General features: G+C 64.6%; 12 protein-coding genes and 1 pseudogene. 7 read left to right on the forward strand and 6 right to left on the reverse strand.

From position 1 onward, the window contains the following. Positions 1–5: 5 nt before the first annotated feature. The gene (locus tag ACODSR_RS11030; protein WP_489076406.1) at positions 6–1037 is read left to right on the forward strand and encodes a hypothetical protein; all 1032 of its coding nucleotides are present in this window, start codon (positions 6–8) and stop codon (positions 1035–1037) included. 9 nt (positions 1038–1046) lie between these two features. Here the strand turns inward: ACODSR_RS11030 and ACODSR_RS11035 are convergent, their stop codons facing one another. Continuing rightward, positions 1047–1844 carry an SDR family NAD(P)-dependent oxidoreductase gene (locus tag ACODSR_RS11035; protein WP_489076408.1) on the reverse strand — a complete coding sequence of 266 codons (798 nt, stop codon included), beginning with the start codon at positions 1842–1844 and terminating at the stop codon, positions 1047–1049. 74 nt (positions 1845–1918) lie between these two features. Then, on the reverse strand, positions 1919–2611 hold the full coding sequence (locus ACODSR_RS11040) for a TetR/AcrR family transcriptional regulator (RefSeq protein ID WP_489076410.1): 693 nt from the start codon (positions 2609–2611) through the stop codon (positions 1919–1921). Positions 2612–2728: 117 nt separating this feature from the next. On the opposite strand from ACODSR_RS11040, the gene ACODSR_RS11045 reads away from it, so the two are divergent. The 4 genes from ACODSR_RS11045 to ACODSR_RS11060 all read left to right on the forward strand — a co-directional run bounded on the left by ACODSR_RS11045 (position 2729) and on the right by ACODSR_RS11060 (position 7316). Then, positions 2729–4042 (forward strand): aromatic ring-hydroxylating oxygenase subunit alpha, encoded by a 1314-nt coding sequence (locus ACODSR_RS11045; RefSeq protein WP_489076412.1) that lies wholly within the window; start codon positions 2729–2731, stop codon positions 4040–4042. Beyond that, a complete protein-coding gene (locus ACODSR_RS11050; RefSeq protein WP_489076414.1) occupies positions 4035–4565 on the forward strand; it encodes a nuclear transport factor 2 family protein in 531 nt (176 codons plus the stop codon). The genes ACODSR_RS11045 and ACODSR_RS11050 overlap by 8 nt, the downstream gene beginning before the upstream one ends. A gap of 8 nt (positions 4566–4573) precedes the next feature. Next, complete coding sequence (locus ACODSR_RS11055; RefSeq protein WP_489076416.1) at positions 4574–5578, forward strand: NADP-dependent oxidoreductase; 1005 nt, start codon at positions 4574–4576, stop codon at positions 5576–5578. Between the two features lie 67 nt (positions 5579–5645). Next, on the forward strand, positions 5646–7316 hold the full coding sequence (locus ACODSR_RS11060; protein WP_489076418.1) for an MFS transporter: 1671 nt from the start codon (positions 5646–5648) through the stop codon (positions 7314–7316). 30 nt (positions 7317–7346) lie between these two features. Here ACODSR_RS11060 and putA read toward each other — a convergent pair. Next, a pseudogene (gene putA, locus ACODSR_RS11065) lies at positions 7347–10936 on the reverse strand (trifunctional transcriptional regulator/proline dehydrogenase/L-glutamate gamma-semialdehyde dehydrogenase). Between the two features lie 98 nt (positions 10937–11034). On the opposite strand from putA, the gene ACODSR_RS11070 reads away from it, so the two are divergent. Further along, positions 11035–11514: an Lrp/AsnC family transcriptional regulator gene (locus ACODSR_RS11070; RefSeq protein WP_489076420.1), complete on the forward strand. Its 480-nt coding sequence runs from the start codon at positions 11035–11037 to the stop codon at positions 11512–11514. A gap of 6 nt (positions 11515–11520) precedes the next feature. Here the strand turns inward: ACODSR_RS11070 and ACODSR_RS11075 are convergent, their stop codons facing one another. Together ACODSR_RS11075 and uxaC are read right to left on the reverse strand one after the other, a co-directional pair. Then, a complete protein-coding gene (locus ACODSR_RS11075) occupies positions 11521–12990 on the reverse strand; it encodes a mannitol dehydrogenase family protein (RefSeq protein WP_489076422.1) in 1470 nt (489 codons plus the stop codon). Beyond that, on the reverse strand, positions 12987–14402 hold the full coding sequence (gene uxaC, locus ACODSR_RS11080; protein ID WP_489076424.1) for a glucuronate isomerase: 1416 nt from the start codon (positions 14400–14402) through the stop codon (positions 12987–12989). Before uxaC ends, ACODSR_RS11075 begins: the two co-directional genes overlap by 4 nt. Positions 14403–14606: 204 nt before the next feature. Between uxaC and ACODSR_RS11085 the strand changes: the two genes are divergently transcribed. Continuing rightward, entirely contained in the window at positions 14607–15680 is a 1074-nt protein-coding gene (locus tag ACODSR_RS11085) for a LacI family DNA-binding transcriptional regulator (protein WP_489076426.1), read from the forward strand. Positions 15681–15771: 91 nt separating this feature from the next. Here the strand turns inward: ACODSR_RS11085 and purB are convergent, their stop codons facing one another. Then, on the reverse strand, positions 15772–17088 hold the full coding sequence (gene purB / locus ACODSR_RS11090; protein WP_489076428.1) for an adenylosuccinate lyase: 1317 nt from the start codon (positions 17086–17088) through the stop codon (positions 15772–15774). Positions 17089–17103 lie beyond the last annotated feature (15 nt).

Below are 17103 nucleotides of genomic sequence, written 5' to 3' on the forward strand. Positions count from 1 at the left end.
ATGCCATGCCGAAGCGCGCGTTATTCCTGGTTTCTGCGATCCTGTCCCTGGCCGCACCTATGTGCGCCTATGCTGCGGACGACGCCGAGGCCTGGACGCCTACCGAGACCGCGATCCGTGCCACCACGGCAGGGATCAGCCTGCCACAGACGATCGCCAGCCTGTCGCTGACCAAGAGCGGCGAGGCCTCCAATGGCGGGCGGGCTGTCGACAATTATGCGCAATATCTGTCGGATGATGGCGCGATCCAGGCGACGCTCTACGTCTATCTGCCAACCTATGCCGACGCATCGCTGGCGGCCTATATGACCGACAAGGCGATCATGGAACGGTTCGGGTCGCGCACGCGGCGCACCGCCTATGCCAGCGCGCCGGTGGCAGGCAAGGCCGGCAGCGCGATCCGCGCGGTTTATGACGATGCCGCCGATGGCGCGTTGACGACGGCGGCGGGCTTCGTCCATGCCGGGCGCTGGATCGTCAAGATCCGCGTCACCGGGCCGACCGAACGCCGGGCCGAGGTGCTGGCAGGGCTGGACGGGATGCTGGCGGGACTGGCGCTGGATGATCCGGCATCGCTGCACGCGACCGGCCCTGCCAAGTTCGATAGCTGTCCCGCAGCCGACACCCATGATGCGCGCCTGACGAAGGACGACGCTGCTACCGCCGCCCCGCAGGATGTGCGCATCCCGCGCGAGGGCAAGGACGCTCTGTGCGTGCGCGGCACGGTCACCACCGCCGACGGTAGCTATGACATGCTCCAGCAGGCCGGGCGCAGCGATGGTGCGATCATCGTGCCGGTGGATGACAGCGGCACCGTACTGGCGTTTGATCCGGCCGCCCAGGGCAAGGGTTACAAGCTGTCGATCCATATGGTCGGGCAGACCGACCTGTATGGCGTCTATGATCGCGTCCCCAGCCCGCGCCAGATCGCCGCGATCCTGGACGGCAAAGACCCGCAGACCGCCAAGGCCGAGGCGATCGCTGCTTACGCCGCCAATGGCGAGGTGACGATGGTGCAGGTGGGCAAGGCGCACTGAGAATAAGAGTCACCCCGCGGCCATGGCTGCGGCGACCGATGCCTCTATGTCCGCCTTGCTCGGATTGGCGCGCAGGGTCAGGCCGCCGCTCACCTGAAGATTCTGGCCGGTCATGAAACATTCGTCGCTGGCCAGGTATACGCAGCTGGCCGCGATGTCCGCCGATGTACCGTGGCGCCCCAGGGGATAGCCTTTTTTGAACGCCTCCATCAGGCCGGGCACGGCGGCGGCATCCGCCGTCATCGGGGTTTCGGTGAGGCCCGGCGACACGCTGTTGGCGCGAATGCCCAGATGGCCAAATTCATTGGCGACGGTGCGGATCATATGATCGGTCCCGGCCTTGGTCGCCATATAGGCGGCATGATCATGGAACATGATCGTCGCGGTGGCCGAGCTGATCTGGATGATCGATCCACCGCCGCGCCGCTCCATCGCCGGGATCAGCGCCTGCGCCAGCTGGAACGGGCCGCGCAGTTGCAACGCATACATCGCGTCCAGTTCGTCCTGCGTCGTTTCGAGGAAAGGTTTGAGCAGCCCCCAGCCGGTGGCGTTGACGGCAATGTCGATGCCGCCCAGCGCCTGTTCGGCGCCTTCCACCATGGCGAAGATACTGGCGCGATCGGTCATGTCACCGGGGATGGCGACGCCGCCAATCTCGTCAGCCAGAGATTGCATGGCGTCGATCCTGCGCCCGGCTAGGGCGACGCGCGCGCCTTCGGCAGCGAAGCGGCGGGCGATGGTCTGGCCCATATTATCCTTGCCAGCCGCGCCGACCACCAATGCCGTCTTGCCTTGCAGACGCGCCATATCATCCTCCCTCAACGCAGCTTCTTTGTTGCCTGGATGAAGGAATTAGGGCCGGGGGCCAACTCGGCTTTGTGCTAGGCGTCCGCGCCCAGCCCGGTGAAGCCCGCCGCGACGAAATCGACCAGCCGGTCGACCATGGCGTCCAGATCGCTGGAGCTGAAACGCCCGCCCGATTGGCGGTCCAGCATCCCGCTTTCGACCAATATATGCGTGGTCATCGCCTGAAAGAAGAAGAAGCACCAATGGACGTCGCCTTCATCCATTTCCGGGTGAAGCGCGTGGAGGGCATGGACATAGGCCGCGATCAGATCATCGAAATGCTGGCGGAAGGGGGACACGAACGCCTCCCCCTGCGGCAGGTTGGCGACCAGCGCCATCAGCCGGATATAATTTTTCCAGCCCGGCCCGCCGCGCATCGATCGATCGACAATTGGGGTGATGAAGGCGCGGATGATGGCGCGGCGGCGGTCGGCACGGCTGCCATCCAGCGTCACCGCCTGCGCCAGTGATTGCGCCATAGCATCGGCATGTTCGTCCGCCCGGCGGTCGATCACGGCACGGAACAGATCATCCTTCGACCCGAAATGATAATGGGTCAGGGCGACCTGAACCCCGGCCTCGGTCGCGATATCGCGCAGCGAGACGCCATAGAAGCCGCGTTGCGAAAAGAGCGACTCGGCGGCATCGAGAATGCGGGCCGCCGTCTCCGGCGCGCGGCGGCGGTCGGGCTTTGGCGCGCCTTCGACGCCTGTTTCGGCACCTGACATTTCCGCTAGGTTTGACGCTTTTCCGCCCATTTGAGACCTATGCCCGACGAATTGACAGGCGACAAGCCGCGCCGATATATTTAGTCGATCGTTCAAATAATAAACGAGAGGCGTGTCATGACGGTGGAATCCTTTCTGGGTCGCAGCATCGCGGACTATGATCCGCCTGTCCGCGGCGACCCCATTACGGGCGAACGCTATCATGCGCAGCGCTGGGCGGATGCGGAATGGCGGCATGTCTGGACCAAGACCTGGCATATTGGCGGCATGGCGGCCGACCTGGAGGAAGCGGGCGATTTCCTGACCCATGCGATCGGGCGGGAATCTATCGTCATGCTCTGTCAGGAGGACGGGTCGGTCAAAGCCTTTTACAATGCCTGCAAGCATCGCGGTTACCGGCTGGCCTGGACCGAGGTGGGCGGCGCGCCGCTGCTGACCTGTGGCTATCATGGCTGGAAATATGCGCCCGACGGCACGCTGGCCCATGTGCAGGACCCGGACGACTTCCCCGGCGGTTCGCCCTGCGGCAAGGTGAAGCTGGAGGAAATTCCCTGCACGGTGTGGGGCGGCTTCGTCTGGTTTACCATGGATCGCGACGCTGCCCCCTTGAGCGAGTGGCTGGGCGCGGCGGGTGTGCAGTTGGAACAATGGCAGATGGGCAAGATGACGCGGGTGATGGCGCTCAAGTCCGACGTGCCGTGCAATTGGAAGATCATCCGCGACAATTTCAACGAAAGCTATCATCTGCCCACGCTCCACCCGCAAATTGCCGGGTCGATCGACGATGCGCTGGACGGCACCATCTTCGAGATGAACCCCGAAGGCCATAATTGCATGGTGATGCGCGGGTTGAAGCCATCAGGCCGCTACCCCACCGCCGATATATTGGAAATGCCGCTGGCGCAGGCGCTCGAATATTGGGAACTGGACCCCAAGGATTTCGAGGGTCGCGCCAGCCAGGCGCGCGACGCGATATTGGCGCAGAAGCGCAAGCTGGGCGCGGCGAAGGGCTATGCCCATTATGCGGCCATGGGTGATAGCGAGATCATCGACTATCATCATTACACCCTGTTCCCCAACATCACCCTGACCATGTGGCCCGACGGGTTCCAGTTGTTGCGGTCGGAACCGCACCCAACTGACCCGGAACGCTGCATTTTCGACCATTGGTTCATGGCGCATGAAATCCCCGGCAGCGATGTCGTGTTCGGGCCGATGGGACCGACGCCGTTCGAGCCGGTCGAGCGCGAGACGATCATATTCGGCACCAAAACGCTGGGCGATGTCGCGGACCAGGATATGAGCGTGGCGATCGGCCAGCAGCAGGGGCTACATTCGCGCGGCTATACCGGCGGTATGCTGGCGGGGCAGGAAAAGCGGGTGCAGATGTTCCATGAGCGGCTGAACGATCTGTGCGGCATCCATGACTGAGGCGGACGCTGTTGCGGTCCTGATCGCCAAGCAGCAGTTGGCCGAACTCACCATGGCCTATTGCCGGGGCGTGGATCGCGCCGATGTGGCATTGCTCCACTCAATCTTCCATGACGACAGTGTCGTGGAAAGCGGGGTGTTCAACGGCAGCGGGGCGGAGTTTGCGGTGGAGATTTGCGCGATTGTCCAGTCCGCCTTTCACCAGACATCGCATATGACGACCAACCAGTGGTTCCGGGTCGATGGCGACGAGGCGGTCGGCGAATCCTATGTGTTCGGGGTGGCGACGCCACGCAGCGAAGCCGACCGGTCCGTGCAGATGCTGTCGGGCGGGCGCTATCTCGATCGCTTTGCGCGGCGGGACGGCGTGTGGAAATTCAGCGAACGCCGCTATGTCAGCGACTGGGCGATCCACCAACCGTCGGGCGGGCAGGACGATATGTTGCGCGCGCCCTTTCCGTTGCGCGGCACGCAGGGGACGGACGATCCCGTCCATGATCTTTGGAAAGGACCGGGCCAATGAGTGCCACCATGAACCGCCGTTTCATCCTGGCGGCGCGCCCGAACGGCCTGCCGAAGGAAAGCGATTTCCGGCTGGAGGACGCCCCCCTGCCCGCGCCCGGCCCCGGCCAGATCGTCATCCGCAACCATTATGCCTCGATCGACCCGGCCATTCGCGGCTGGCTGGACGATGCGCCAAGCTATTTGCCACCAGTCGCGCTGGGCGATGCGGTGCGGGCATCGACCATTGGCCGGGTCGAAACCAGCAATGTCGATCGTTTTGTACCGGGCGACTGGGTGATGGGCTTGAACCGGATCGAGCAATATAGCGTCGTCACGCCCAACGACTTCATGCATCCGATCGACGTGTCGCTGGTCCCGTCCGTCACCAGCTATTTATCGTCCATGGGCGCGGTCGGGCTGACCGCCTGGTTCGGGGTCAGCGAAGTCATGAAGCCCAGGGCGGGCCAGACGGTGCTGGTTAGCGGCGCGGCTGGCGCGGTTGGCTCCATGGTCGGACAGCTGGCGAAACTACAGGGCGCACGGGTGGTCGGCATCGCCGGGGGCGCAGCGAAATGCGCTCGGCTGATCGACCATTATGGCTTCGACGCCGCGATCGACTATCGGGGCAAGGATGTCGCCGCGTTGGCAGCAGCCATTGGCGATGCCTGCCCACAGGGGATCGACCATGTTTTCGAAAATGTCGGCGGCACCTGCCTGGATGCGACATTGCTGCACATCAACGCCCATGCGCAGATCATCCTGTGCGGGCTGATTGCCGAATATAATGGCGATCCGCAAGGCGCGCGCAACATCTGGCAACTGATCGTCAAGAGCGCGACGATGCGCGGTTTCCTGATCATGGAATATGCCGATCGCTTCCCCGAAGGCAGCCGCGCCATTGCGGACCTGATTACGCAGGGCAGGCTGCGGTTCGACGAGCATATCGAGGAAGGGATCGACCGGGCCTATCCCGCGTTCATGCGATTGTTCGATGGCAGTAATGAGGGGAAGATGATCCTCAAGCTCGCCTGACAGGGGTGGATTTGCGCGCGCACTGTCGCCATGCTGGACCGATAGCGAGTTCAGGGGAGAATGGTCGATGGCGACCGGCGTAGAAGACGGCCTGCCCAAACATCATGGCGCGACCCAGAATGAGAAACTGGTCATCGCCGCCTCCTCTTTGGGGACGGTGTTTGAATGGTATGATTTCTACCTCTACGGCCTGCTGGCCACCTATATTTCGGCGCAATTCTTCTCCGGCGTGAACGAGACGACCGGGTTCATCTTCGCGCTGGCGGCGTTCGCGGCGGGCTTTGCGGTGCGGCCATTCGGGGCGATCGTGTTCGGGCGGATCGGCGACATGGTCGGGCGCAAGAATACGTTTCTGGTGACCATGGGGATTATGGGCCTGTCGACCTTCGCGGTTGGCCTGTTGCCAAGCTATGCCAGCATCGGCGTGGCCGCGCCGATCATCCTGCTGATCATGCGGCTGGCGCAGGGGCTGGCGCTGGGCGGCGAATATGGCGGGGCGGCGACCTATGTGGCCGAACATGCGCCGGAGGGAAAGCGCGGCCTCTATACCAGCTGGATCCAGACGACGGCGACCTTCGGCCTGTTCGCCGCGCTGCTGGTGGTGATCGGCTTTCGTTTTGCACTGGGCGAAGAGGCGTTCGCGGCGTGGGGCTGGCGACTGCCCTTCCTCATCTCCATCCTGCTGCTGGGCGTGTCGATGTGGATCCGATTGCAGCTGAATGAAAGCCCGGTCTTTCAGAAGATGAAGGATGAGGGCACGACGTCGAAGGCACCGCTGACCGAAGCGTTCGGCCAGTGGGGCAATCTGCGCTGGGTCATCATCGCGCTGCTGGGCGCGGTGATGGGGCAGGCAGTGGTCTGGTATGCCGGGCAATTCTATGCGCTCTTCTTTCTGGAAAAGACGCTGCGGGTGGATGGCGCGACGGCCAATATCCTGATCGCGATCGCGCTGGCGCTGGCGACACCTTTCTTCGTGTTCTTTGGCTGGCTGTCGGACAAGATCGGGCGCAAGCCGATCATCCTGGGCGGCTGCGCGCTGGCGGCGATCAGCTACTTCCCGCTGTTCGGCGCGCTGACGAGCGCTGCCAATCCGGCGCTGGCGGCGGCGCAGGCGGCGGCACCGGTCACGATCGTCGCCCATGGGGAGGAGTGTTCATTCCAGTTCGATCCGGTCGGCAAGAACCAGTTTGACCAGACAAGCTGCGACGTCGCCAAAGCCTATATGGCCAAGACCGGCGTGAGCTACGCCAATGTCGAGGCGGCAGCGGGCAGTCCGGCCGTGGTGAAGGTCGGCAGCGCCAGCTTTGCCGCGCCCGATGCGACGACTCTGGCTGGCCCTGACAAGAAGGCGGCGATTGCTGGCTTTCAGGGTGCGTTGAAAGGCGGTCTGGAGCAGGCTGGCTATCCCGCCAAGGCAGATAGCGCAAAGATCGACAAGGTCGCCGTCGTCGCGATATTGTGGGCGCTCGCGATGCTGGTGACGATGGTGTACGGGCCGATCGCGGCGATGCTGGTGGAGCTGTTCCCCAGCCGCATCCGCTACACATCGATGTCGCTGCCCTATCATATCGGCAATGGCTGGTTCGGCGGCTTCCTGCCGACAACGGCCTTTGCGATGGTCGCGGCGACCGGCAATATCTATTATGGCCTCTGGTATCCGGTGCTGATCGCGGCGGCGACGGTGGTGGTCGGGCTGCTGTTTTTGCCGGAGACGTTCAGGCGCAATATTGACGAGTGAGACAGTCAGCCGCACATAGTGGACGCAGTTTCAGCCGATCATCATCAAGCTGGCATTGCCGCCCGCTGCGGTCGTATTGATGGAGGTGGAGACTTCCTCCATCAGCCAGTCGAGGCAATAGCCGTGGGGTCCAGGGGCATGGACCGGGACGATGCGACCGGGCCAGTCGGCGACTTCCTGCACCATGGCGGAGACTATGTCCGGCTCACCGTCGACCAGCACGGCGGCTATGGGCGTGTCGGCGGGAATCGTGAAGCGGGCGGCGACTTCCGGTGGCAGGCCGGGGGGCAGCGCCATGCCCTGCACCAGCGCGTCATTGCCGGTGGCGAGGATCGCGGCCATCTGGCGGAACAGGCCGGCACGGGTCGCCGGGCGCAGCAGCATCGTCCCGCGCGGGTGGAGCGTGTAGAGATTGCTCTCCCCCACCGGGCCGGGTAGCGCCAGTTCAAGCCCCAGCGCGGACACGTCCCCGGTGCGGCGGGCATGAGCGGCGGCATCCCCCTCCCCCTGCGCGTCGAGCCAGTCGGCAAAGCTGTGGAGCGGGGAGATAAGGGGGCTGACCCGCGCAGCACTGACCGGCGGCGCGGTGACGAGGCGGTTGAGATAGAGCGGACCGCCAGCCTTGGGACCAGTGCCGGACAGGCCGCAACCGCCAAAGGGCTGGACCCCGACGATCGCGCCGATGACGTTGCGGTTCACATAAATATTGCCGACCTTCACCCGTGATGTGACCCGTGCGATGGTTTCGTCAAGGCGGGTGTGCAGGCCGAAGGTCAGGCCGTAGCCGGTGGCGTTGATCGCATCGACCAGCGCGTCTAGCCCGTCGCGCTTGAACCGCAGGACATGGAGGACGGGGCCGAAAATCTCGCGGTCGAGATCGGTCAGACTGTCGATTTCGATGATGGTCGGCGCGACGAAGGTGCCATATTTGGCTTCGGGCGGGAGCGGCTGTTGCTCGACCTTGCGGCCCAGCGCGCGCATGGCGTCGATATGGGACGTGATGCCGTCGCGGGCTTCTGCCGTAATGACCGGGCCGATATCGACCCTGAGCGCGTCGGTGCGACCGATACGCAGCTCGGCGAGGGCACCCTTGAGCATAGTAAGCGTGCGATCGGCGACTTCCTCTTGCAGGCAGAGGACCCGCAGCGCCGAGCAGCGCTGGCCCGCACTGTCGAAGGCAGAGGCGATGACGTCGGCGACGACCTGTTCGGCCAGCGCAGAAGAGTCCACGATCATCGCATTCTGGCCGCCGGTTTCGGCGATCAGGGGAATGGGATGGCCGGTGGGCGACAGGCGGGTGGCAAGCTGGCGCTGAATCAGGCGGGCGACCTGGGTAGAGCCGGTGAACATGACGGCGGCAGTCTGCGGCGCGGCGACGAGGGCTGCGCCGATGCTGCCATCGCCGGGAATCAGATGGAGCGCATCGGTCGGGACACCTGCGGCGTGGAGAAGCCGGACGGCTTCGGCGGCGATAAGCGGGGTTTCCTCGGCAGGACGGCATTGCCCGCGACGAGGGCGGCGGCGACTTGCCCTGTAAAGATGGCCAGCGGGAAGTTCCACGGGCTGATGCAGGTGACGACGCCCAGCGGCTGTTGCTGCGGGCCGAAGCGGGTGCGGGCCTGTTCTGCATAATAGCGCAGAAAGTCGATCGCCTCGCGCACTTCGGCAATGGCATTGGGGATGGATTTTCCGGCCTCGCGGACGATGAGGCCAAGCAAGACGGGCATACGCTCCTGCATCGCGTCAGCCGCGCGATCGAGCGCGGCGGCGCGGTCGGCGACGGGGGTTGTGGCCCAGACGCAAGCGGCAGCCAGCGTGGCGGCGGCCTGGGCTTCATCCGCCGTCGCGTCGATGACGGTGCCGACACTATCGCGATGGTCGGCGGGGTTGCGGACGGGGCGTGCTTCCCCTGCCCCATCGGCTGGCGCAGCGGTCCAATCTAGCGTGGCGCTGTGCCGGAGCGCCTGGGTCAAGCTGGCAAGCGTCGTTTCGTCGCTCAGGTCGAAGCCAGCGGCGTTGCGGCGGTCGGGGTACAGGTCGGCGGGCAGCGCGATCAGATCATGATGCGCGCCGGGGTTGGGCATGGCGTTCACCATATCCACCGGGTCGGCGATCATCTCCTCGACCGAGACGGCAGGGTCGGCGATGCGGTTGACGAAGCTGCTGTTCGCGCCATTTTCCAGCAGGCGGCGGACGAGATAGGCGAGCAATGTCTCATGCGTGCCGACCGGCGCATAGATGCGGCAGGGGCGGTTCAATTTGCCCGCGCCGACCACCTGTTCGTAGAGCGGTTCGCCCATGCCGTGGAGGCACTGAAATTCATAAGAACCGACGCTGAAATCCGGGCCGGCCATCTGGTAGATGGTCGCCAGCGTCTGCGCATTATGGGTCGCAAATTGCGGGAACACGGCGTCCGGCGCGGCGAGCAGTTTGCGGGCGCAGGCGATATAGGCGATGTCGGTGTGCAGCTTGCGGGTATAGACCGGGAAGTCGGCAAGTCCATCGACCTGCGCGCGCTTGATTTCCGCGTCCCAATAAGCGCCCTTGACCAGACGGACCATGATCCGCCGGTCGGCGCGGCGGGCGAGATCGACGATCCAGTCGATGACGAAGGGGCAGCGCTTGCCATAGCCCTGCACGACGAAGCCAAGGCCGTTCCAGTCGGTGAGCGCGGGATGGAGCGCAAGACTTTCAAGCAGGTCGAGCGACAGTTCGAGCCGGTCGGCCTCCTCCGCGTCGATGTTGAAGCCGATATTATAGCGTTTGGCGAGGGCGGCGAGTTGCTGCACGCGGGGTAGCAGTTCGGCCATGACCCGGTCCGCCTGCGCGCGGGCGTAGCGGGGATGGAGCGCGGACAATTTGATCGAGATGCCCGGCCCGGCATAGATGCAGCGCCCCGCCGATGCCTTGCCGATGGCGTGGATCGCCTGTTCATAATCGGCATAATAGCGCGCGGCGTCGGCGGCGGTGGTCGCCGCTTCGCCCAGCATGTCATAGCTATAGGCGAACCCCTTTGCCTCCATCGCCTTGGCGCGTTTGAGCGCTTCCCTGATGGTTTCGCCCGTGACGAACTGTTCGCCCATCATCCGCATGGCCAGGTCCACGCCGCGCCGGATCACCGGTTCCCCGGCGCGGGCGACGAGGCGGGCGAGGGCTGCGCCAAGACCGCGATCGTCGACGCTGCCGACCAGCTTGCCGGTGACGACCAGACCCCAGGTGGCGGCGTTGACGAACAGCGACTTGTCGGTGCCCAGATGCGATCCCCAGTCGCCGTCGGCGATCTTGTCCCGGATCAGCGCGTCGCGGGTCGCCGCATCGGGGATGCGCAGCAAGGCTTCGGCGAGGCACATCAGCGCAACGCCCTCCTGACTGGAGAGGGCATATTCCTGCACCAGCCCTTCGACGCCGCTGCCCTTGTGGTTGGCACGCAGCGCGGTGACGAGGGTGCGGGCGGTGTCGCGAGCGGCGGCGCGGGTCGCGTCCGGGAGAGTTGCAGCTTCGATCAGGGGCGCAAGCGCCTCCGCCTCGTCCCGGCGATAGGCGGCGGTGATCGCCTGGCGCAGGAGGGATTGCGCCCGGATGGCGGGGGCGAAGGCGGCGAAGGGGGGCTGAGCGGTCATGACGCGCAGAATATCCCATTTGCTCTAGTCGATCCGACTTTTCAAACCGCGATTCATGAGTGATATGACTTATAATCCAGCTATGTTAGGGTATATGGATGGATAAATTGCTCCAAACAGTCGATCTGGATGATTTCGATCGCAAGATCATCGCCGCGTTGGTGGAGGATGGGCGGATGACCGTCACCGATCTGGCGGGCGCGGTCGGGCTGTCCAAGACGCCCTGCCAGATGCGGCTGCGCCGATTGCAGGAGAATGGCGTAATCCGGGGGTTCCGGGCGATGGTCGATCCGGCCAAGCTGGGGATGGATCATGTCGCCTTTGCCGAGGTCAAGCTGTCCGACACGCGCGAGAGTGCGTTGGCGGAGTTTAACGATGCTGTGCGGCGCATTCCCGAAGTCGAGGAATGTCATATGATCGCGAGCAGTTTCGACTATCTGCTCAAGGTGCGGACGGCGGACATCAGGCGCTATCGCACCGTATTGGGCGAGAAGATTTCCAGCCTGCCGCATGTCGCCAGCACATCGACCTTCGTGGCGATGGAAACGGTGCTGGAGGCAGGCGGCAGGCGGAAATAGGCGGCGTCAGTCTGGCCGGAAGGTGGCGAGCGCCGCGCGGGCGCCGTCTGTTTCCAGGATGGTCAGCCAGCGGATCAGCGCCGCGCGGAATTGCGGGTTCGCGCCCAGCGCTGGCGGGACGACGGCGTCGAAGGCGAGGATGGCGGCGACCCGATCCTGCGTCCTAGTCGCCGCGCCGAGGGCTGCGGCGATGGGCGTGGCGAGAGGATCGTCCACGATATGGGGCTGGCCCAGATCATCCTGCCCCGCCTGCCAGCGGACCCATGCGGCGACCGCCAGCGACAGGGCGTCGATCCCCTGCCCCGCCTCCAGTCGCGCGGCGATGGTGGCCAGCAGGCGTTGCGGCAGTTTCTGCGATCCGTCCATCGCGATCTGGCGGGTACGGTGGCGCAGTGTCGGATTGTCGAAGCGGGCCATCAACTCGGTGCGATAGGCAGCTACATCGAGTTCCGGCGGCGGTGAGAGGGTAGTTTCCGCTTCATCCCACAGCGCTTCAACGAAGATGCGCGCTTCGGGCAAAGCCAGGACGTCATGGACATGGTCGATGGCCGCGAGGCCGCCCAGATAGGCGATGCCGCTATGCGCGCCGTTGAGCAGGCGGAGCTTGGCTTCCTCCCACGGGGCGACGGCGGCGGTGATCTGAACCCCTGCCCCGAAATTTGGGCGCGGGCCGCAGAAACTGTCCTCGATCACCCATTGGATGAAGGGTTCGGTCTTGACCATCGCCTGATCCTGAACACCCAGGCGCGCGGTCAGGGCGGCGATGTCGTCGGGCGTGGTGGCCGGGACGATGCGGTCGACCATTGTTTCGGGGAAAGCGCCCTTTTCGGCGATCCAGTCGGCTAGGGTGACGTCATGGCGGCGGGCGAGCGCCAGCACGGCGTTGCGCAGGCGGGTGCCGTTGTGGGGGAGATTGTCGCAGCTGATGGCGGTGAAGGGGACAAGCCCCGCCGCCTTGCGCCGCGCCAAAGCCGCGACGAGATAACCGGGCGCGGTCTGGGGGGCGTCGAGCGAGATGAGATCGGCGGCGAGTTGCGGATCATCCTCGATCAGCGCGCCGGTCGCCGGGTCGAGCTTATAGCCCTTTTCCGTGATGGTCAGGGTGACGATGTGCGTGTCGGGCGATGCCAGCGCGGCGATGAGCGCCTGCGGGCCTTGCGGGGCGACGATGACGGCCTGCACCGCGCCGATGATGCGCGCCTGCTCCGACCCGCCATTGCGGACAAGCATGGTGTAGAGGCCGTCCTGCGGCACCATCTGGTCACGCACGGATGGCGAACGGAGCGAAGCGGCGGTGATACCCCAGCGCAGGTCGCCTGCGTTCAGGGCATTATCGAATAGCACCGCCTGATGCGCGCGGTGAAACGCGCCGATGCCCAGATGGACGACACCTGCCTTTACCTGCGCGCGATCATAGCCGGGGCGGATGACGTCGGCGGGCAGACTGGCGAGTGTCTGGCTCGACAGGCGGCTCACAGCTTGTAGGCCTGCTTGACTAGGTCATAGGCAAGCGCGCGGGCGACTTCGAACGCTTCATCCTCCTCCATGCGATGTTCGACCACCAACTGCGCCAGCCAGCCGCAGTCCATGCGGCGGGCGACGTCATGGCGCGCGGGGATCGACAGGAAGGCGCGAGTGTCGTCATTGAAACCGACCGTGTTGTAGAAGCCGCCAGTTTCGGTCGCGCGCTCGCGAAAGCGGCGCATCCCTTCCGGGCTGTCATGGAACCACCAGGGCGGGCCTAGTTTGAGCGCGGGATAATGGCCCGCCAGCGGGGCGAGTTCGCGCGAATAGACATCCTCGTCCAGGGTGAAGAGGATCAGCGTCAGGCGCGGATCGGTGCCGTAGAGGTCGAGCAAGGGCTTCAATGCCTTCACAAATTCTCCGGCGGTCGGGATGTCCGCGCCCTTGTCCTTGCCAAAGCGCGCGAGCACGGCGGCATTATGGTTGCGATGAACGCCGGGATGCAACTGCATCACCATGCCGTCGGCGATCGACATGCCCGCCATTTCGGTGAGCATATGGCCACGGAACAGTTCCGCCTCCGCCGCGCTGACCGGGCCGCTGGTGACTTTGGCATAGAGCGCCTCAATCTCCGCGCAGGGCAGGTTGGCGGTGAAGGCTGACGGGTGGCCATGGTCGGTCGAGGTCGCGCCAGCCGCGCGGAAATCGGCGCGGCGCTTTTCATGGGCGCGCAGATAGCCGGCGAAACTGGCGGCATCCTCACCTGCCATCGCGCAGAAGCGCTGGACATTGGCGATGAATTTGGGGTCATCGGGGTCCAGCACCGGATCGGGGCGGTAGGCGGTGACGACCTTGCCGCTCCAATCGCTGGCCCGGATCGCGCGGTGATGGTCGAGCGGGTCGAGCGGGCCTTCGGTGGTGGCGATGACTTCGATATTATAGCGATCGAACAAAGCGCGGGGGCGGAACGCCGGGGTTTTGAGCGCGGCGTCGATAATGTCGTAATAATGGTCGGCGGTCTCCGCCTCCAGCCGCACGTCAATGCCGAACGCCTCGGCAAAGACCCAGTCGAGCCACATGCGCGAGGGCGTGCCCCGGAACAGATGATAATTGGCGGCGAAGATGTGCCAGATGGCGCGCGGGTCGCTGGCGGTCGGGCTGCCATCGACGGTGGGTACGCCCAGATCCTCCAGCTTGACGCCCTGGCTGAACAACATGCGGAACACATAATGGTCCGGCACGATCAGCAACTCCGCCGGATTGGCGAACGGCTCGTCATAGGCGAACCAGCGCGGGTCGGTATGGCCATGGGGCGAGACGATCGGCAGATCCTTGACGCTGGCATAGAGCGCGCGGGCGATGTCGCGGGTGCGCGGTTCGGCCGGAAACAGGCGATCGGGGTGCAGGATGAGGGGCTTAGGCAAGAATCATGCTCCTTTGACGCCGCTTATGCCAGCGGTGGCAATAGACGGAAAGCGCGGAATGACGAGAAATTTTTCTGATGTTCCAACCATAGGGAAATGCGCCGGTGGCGTTATCTGGACATCGGCATTTTGCGCTTCGCGATGACCGCCTGATTACGCTACGACCCTGGCCATGATCCATTTTGCACGACAAGGGCGGACCCTTTGAGCGACAGCAGAGCGTCCCGCCGTCAGCGCAACGCGCCAACGATCAATGATGTGGCGCACCATGCCGGGGTGTCGGCGATGACGGTATCGCGCGTGATGAATGGCGAACAGGCGGTCCGCCCGGCAACGCGCGCCAGGGTGGATGCGGCCATTGCGGCGCTCAATTATGCGCCAAGCCCTGCGGCACGCAGCCTGGCGGGGGGCGAGGAAATGCGGATCGGCCTGCTCTACAGCAATCCGTCCGCATCCTACCTCAGCGAATTTCTGGTCGGCAGCCTGGAACAGGCCAGCCGCAGCGGCGTGCATCTGATGGTCGAAAAATGGGATGAGGAAACCGCCGTCGAGGCGGTGATCGATCATCTGTTGCGCGGGCGGATCGACGGAGTAGTCCTGCCGCCGCCGCTATGCGATCTGGACACCATGGCCGAGGCTCTGGCTGCCGCCAACATAGCTGCCGTCGCCGTCGCCACGGGCCGATCAGGCGGTGATCTGGCTGCGGTGCGGATCGACGATCGGCAGGCCGCCTATGAGATGACCCAGCATCTGATCGCGCTGGGCCATAACCGCATCGGCTTTATCAAGGGCCACCCCAACCAGAGCGCCAGCATCCGGCGGCTGGAGGGCTATGTCGCAGCGCTGGGCGATGCCGGTATTGCCGTGCAGGACGATTATATCGCGCAGGGCTATTTCACCTATCGGTCCGGGCTGGACGCCGCCGAACAGATATTGGCGCTGGCGGAACCGCCGACCGCCATCTTTGCCAGCAACGACGATATGGCAGCGGCGACCGTGGCGATCGCCCATCGCGGCGGGCTGGACGTGCCGGGCGATCTGACCGTCTGCGGTTTTGACGACACATCGCTGGCGACGACCATCTGGCCGGAACTCACGACGATCCGCCAGCCGATCAGCGCGATGTCACGCGCGGCGGTGGAGGTGCTGGTGCAGATGCTGCGCGCGCGGCGAAGCAAAATGGAGGCGGCACCCGCGCATCTGGTGCTGGAGCATCAGCTGATCCGGCGGCAGTCGGACGCGGCGCCACGGATGCGGCCGAAAGTGGGCGGAGTTTAACAACATCCGTTCGTTTCGAGCGAAGTCGCGAAACGCAAAGCGCTGTGCCAGACATTTCTCGAAACGCTCGAAACGAACGGATGTTGGATAGTTACGCTTCGCCGAATACCCGGCGGAAGATGGTGTCGACCTGCTTGAAATGATAATCGAGGTTGAACTTGTCCTCAATCTCCGCGACCGGCAGCGCGGCGGTGACGTCGCTGTCGGCCTTGAGCAGTTCCAGTAGCGAAAGCTGGCCGTCCGATTCCCACACCTTCATCGCGTTGCGCTGAACATAGCGGTAGCTGTCCTCGCGGCTGACGCCCGCCTGGGTCAGGGCCAGCAGTACGCGCTGCGAGTGGACGAGGCCGCCCATCTTGTCGAGATTCTTCATCATCCGCTCAGGATAGATGAGCAGCTTGTCGATCACGCCGGTCAGCCGACCCAGCGCGAAGTCGAGCGTGATGGTCGCGTCGGGGCCGAAGAAGCGCTCGACCGACGAATGGCTGATGTCGCGTTCGTGCCAGAGCGCGACATTTTCGAGCGCCGGAACAACCGCTGCGCGGACGACACGAGCGAGGCCGGTCAGGTTTTCGGTCAGCACCGGATTGCGCTTGTGCGGCATGGCCGACGAACCCTTCTGGCCGGGCGAGAAATATTCCTCCGCCTCCAGTACCTCGGTGCGCTGAAGGTGGCGGACCTCGACGGCGAGACGCTCGATCGAGCTGGCGATAACGCCCAGCGTCGCAAAGAACATGGCGTGGCGGTCGCGCGGGATCACCTGGGTCGAGACCGGCTCGATGGCGAGGCCCAGCTTCTCTGCGACATGCTCTTCGACGGCGGGGTCGATATTGGCGAAGGTGCCGACAGCGCCCGAAATGGCGCAGGTGGCGACTTCGGCGCGGGCGGCGATCAGGCGGGTCTTGCAGCGGCTGAATTCGGCATAGGCTTCGGCCATTTTCAGGCCGAAGGTGACGGGTTCGGCATGGATGCCATGGCTGCGGCCGATGGTGGGTGTCAGCTTATGTTCAAAGGCGCGGCGCTTGATGACCTCCAGCAGCTTGTCGATATCCTCGATCAGGATGTCCGACGCGCGGGCCAGTTGGACTGCGAGGCAGGTGTCGAGCACGTCGGAACTGGTCATGCCCTGATGCATGAAGCGGGCTTCGTCGCCCACCTGTTCGGCCACCCAGGTCAGGAAGGCGATGACGTCATGCTTGGTCACCGCCTCGATCGCGTCGATCGCGGCGACGTCGATCACCGGGTTGGTCGCCCACCAGTCCCACAGCGCCTTGGCCGCCGATGGCGGCACTACGCCAAGCTCGCCCAGCTTCTCGGTCGCGTGCGCCTCAATCTCGAACCAGATTTTGAAGCGGGCTTCCGGTTCCCAGAGGGCGGTCATTGCGGGACGGGAATAGCGGGGGACCATGGGCGAATCCTGCAT

The organism is Sphingobium sp. FG125, assembly GCF_057809795.1.

Coding starts and splice junctions, on each gene's coding strand:
- ACODSR_RS11030 (WP_489076406.1), top strand. CDS start 6: ATGCCGAAGCGCGCGTTATTCCTGGTTTCTGCGATCCTGTCCCTGGCC.
- ACODSR_RS11035 (WP_489076408.1), bottom strand. CDS start 1,844: ATGGCGCGTCTGCAAGGCAAGACGGCATTGGTGGTCGGCGCGGCTGGC.
- ACODSR_RS11040 (WP_489076410.1), bottom strand. CDS start 2,611: ATGTCAGGTGCCGAAACAGGCGTCGAAGGCGCGCCAAAGCCCGACCGC.
- ACODSR_RS11045 (WP_489076412.1), top strand. CDS start 2,729: ATGACGGTGGAATCCTTTCTGGGTCGCAGCATCGCGGACTATGATCCG.
- ACODSR_RS11050 (WP_489076414.1), top strand. CDS start 4,035: ATGACTGAGGCGGACGCTGTTGCGGTCCTGATCGCCAAGCAGCAGTTG.
- ACODSR_RS11055 (WP_489076416.1), top strand. CDS start 4,574: ATGAACCGCCGTTTCATCCTGGCGGCGCGCCCGAACGGCCTGCCGAAG.
- ACODSR_RS11060 (WP_489076418.1), top strand. CDS start 5,646: ATGGCGACCGGCGTAGAAGACGGCCTGCCCAAACATCATGGCGCGACC.
- ACODSR_RS11070 (WP_489076420.1), top strand. CDS start 11,035: ATGGATAAATTGCTCCAAACAGTCGATCTGGATGATTTCGATCGCAAG.
- purB (WP_489076428.1), bottom strand. CDS start 17,088: ATGGTCCCCCGCTATTCCCGTCCCGCAATGACCGCCCTCTGGGAACCG.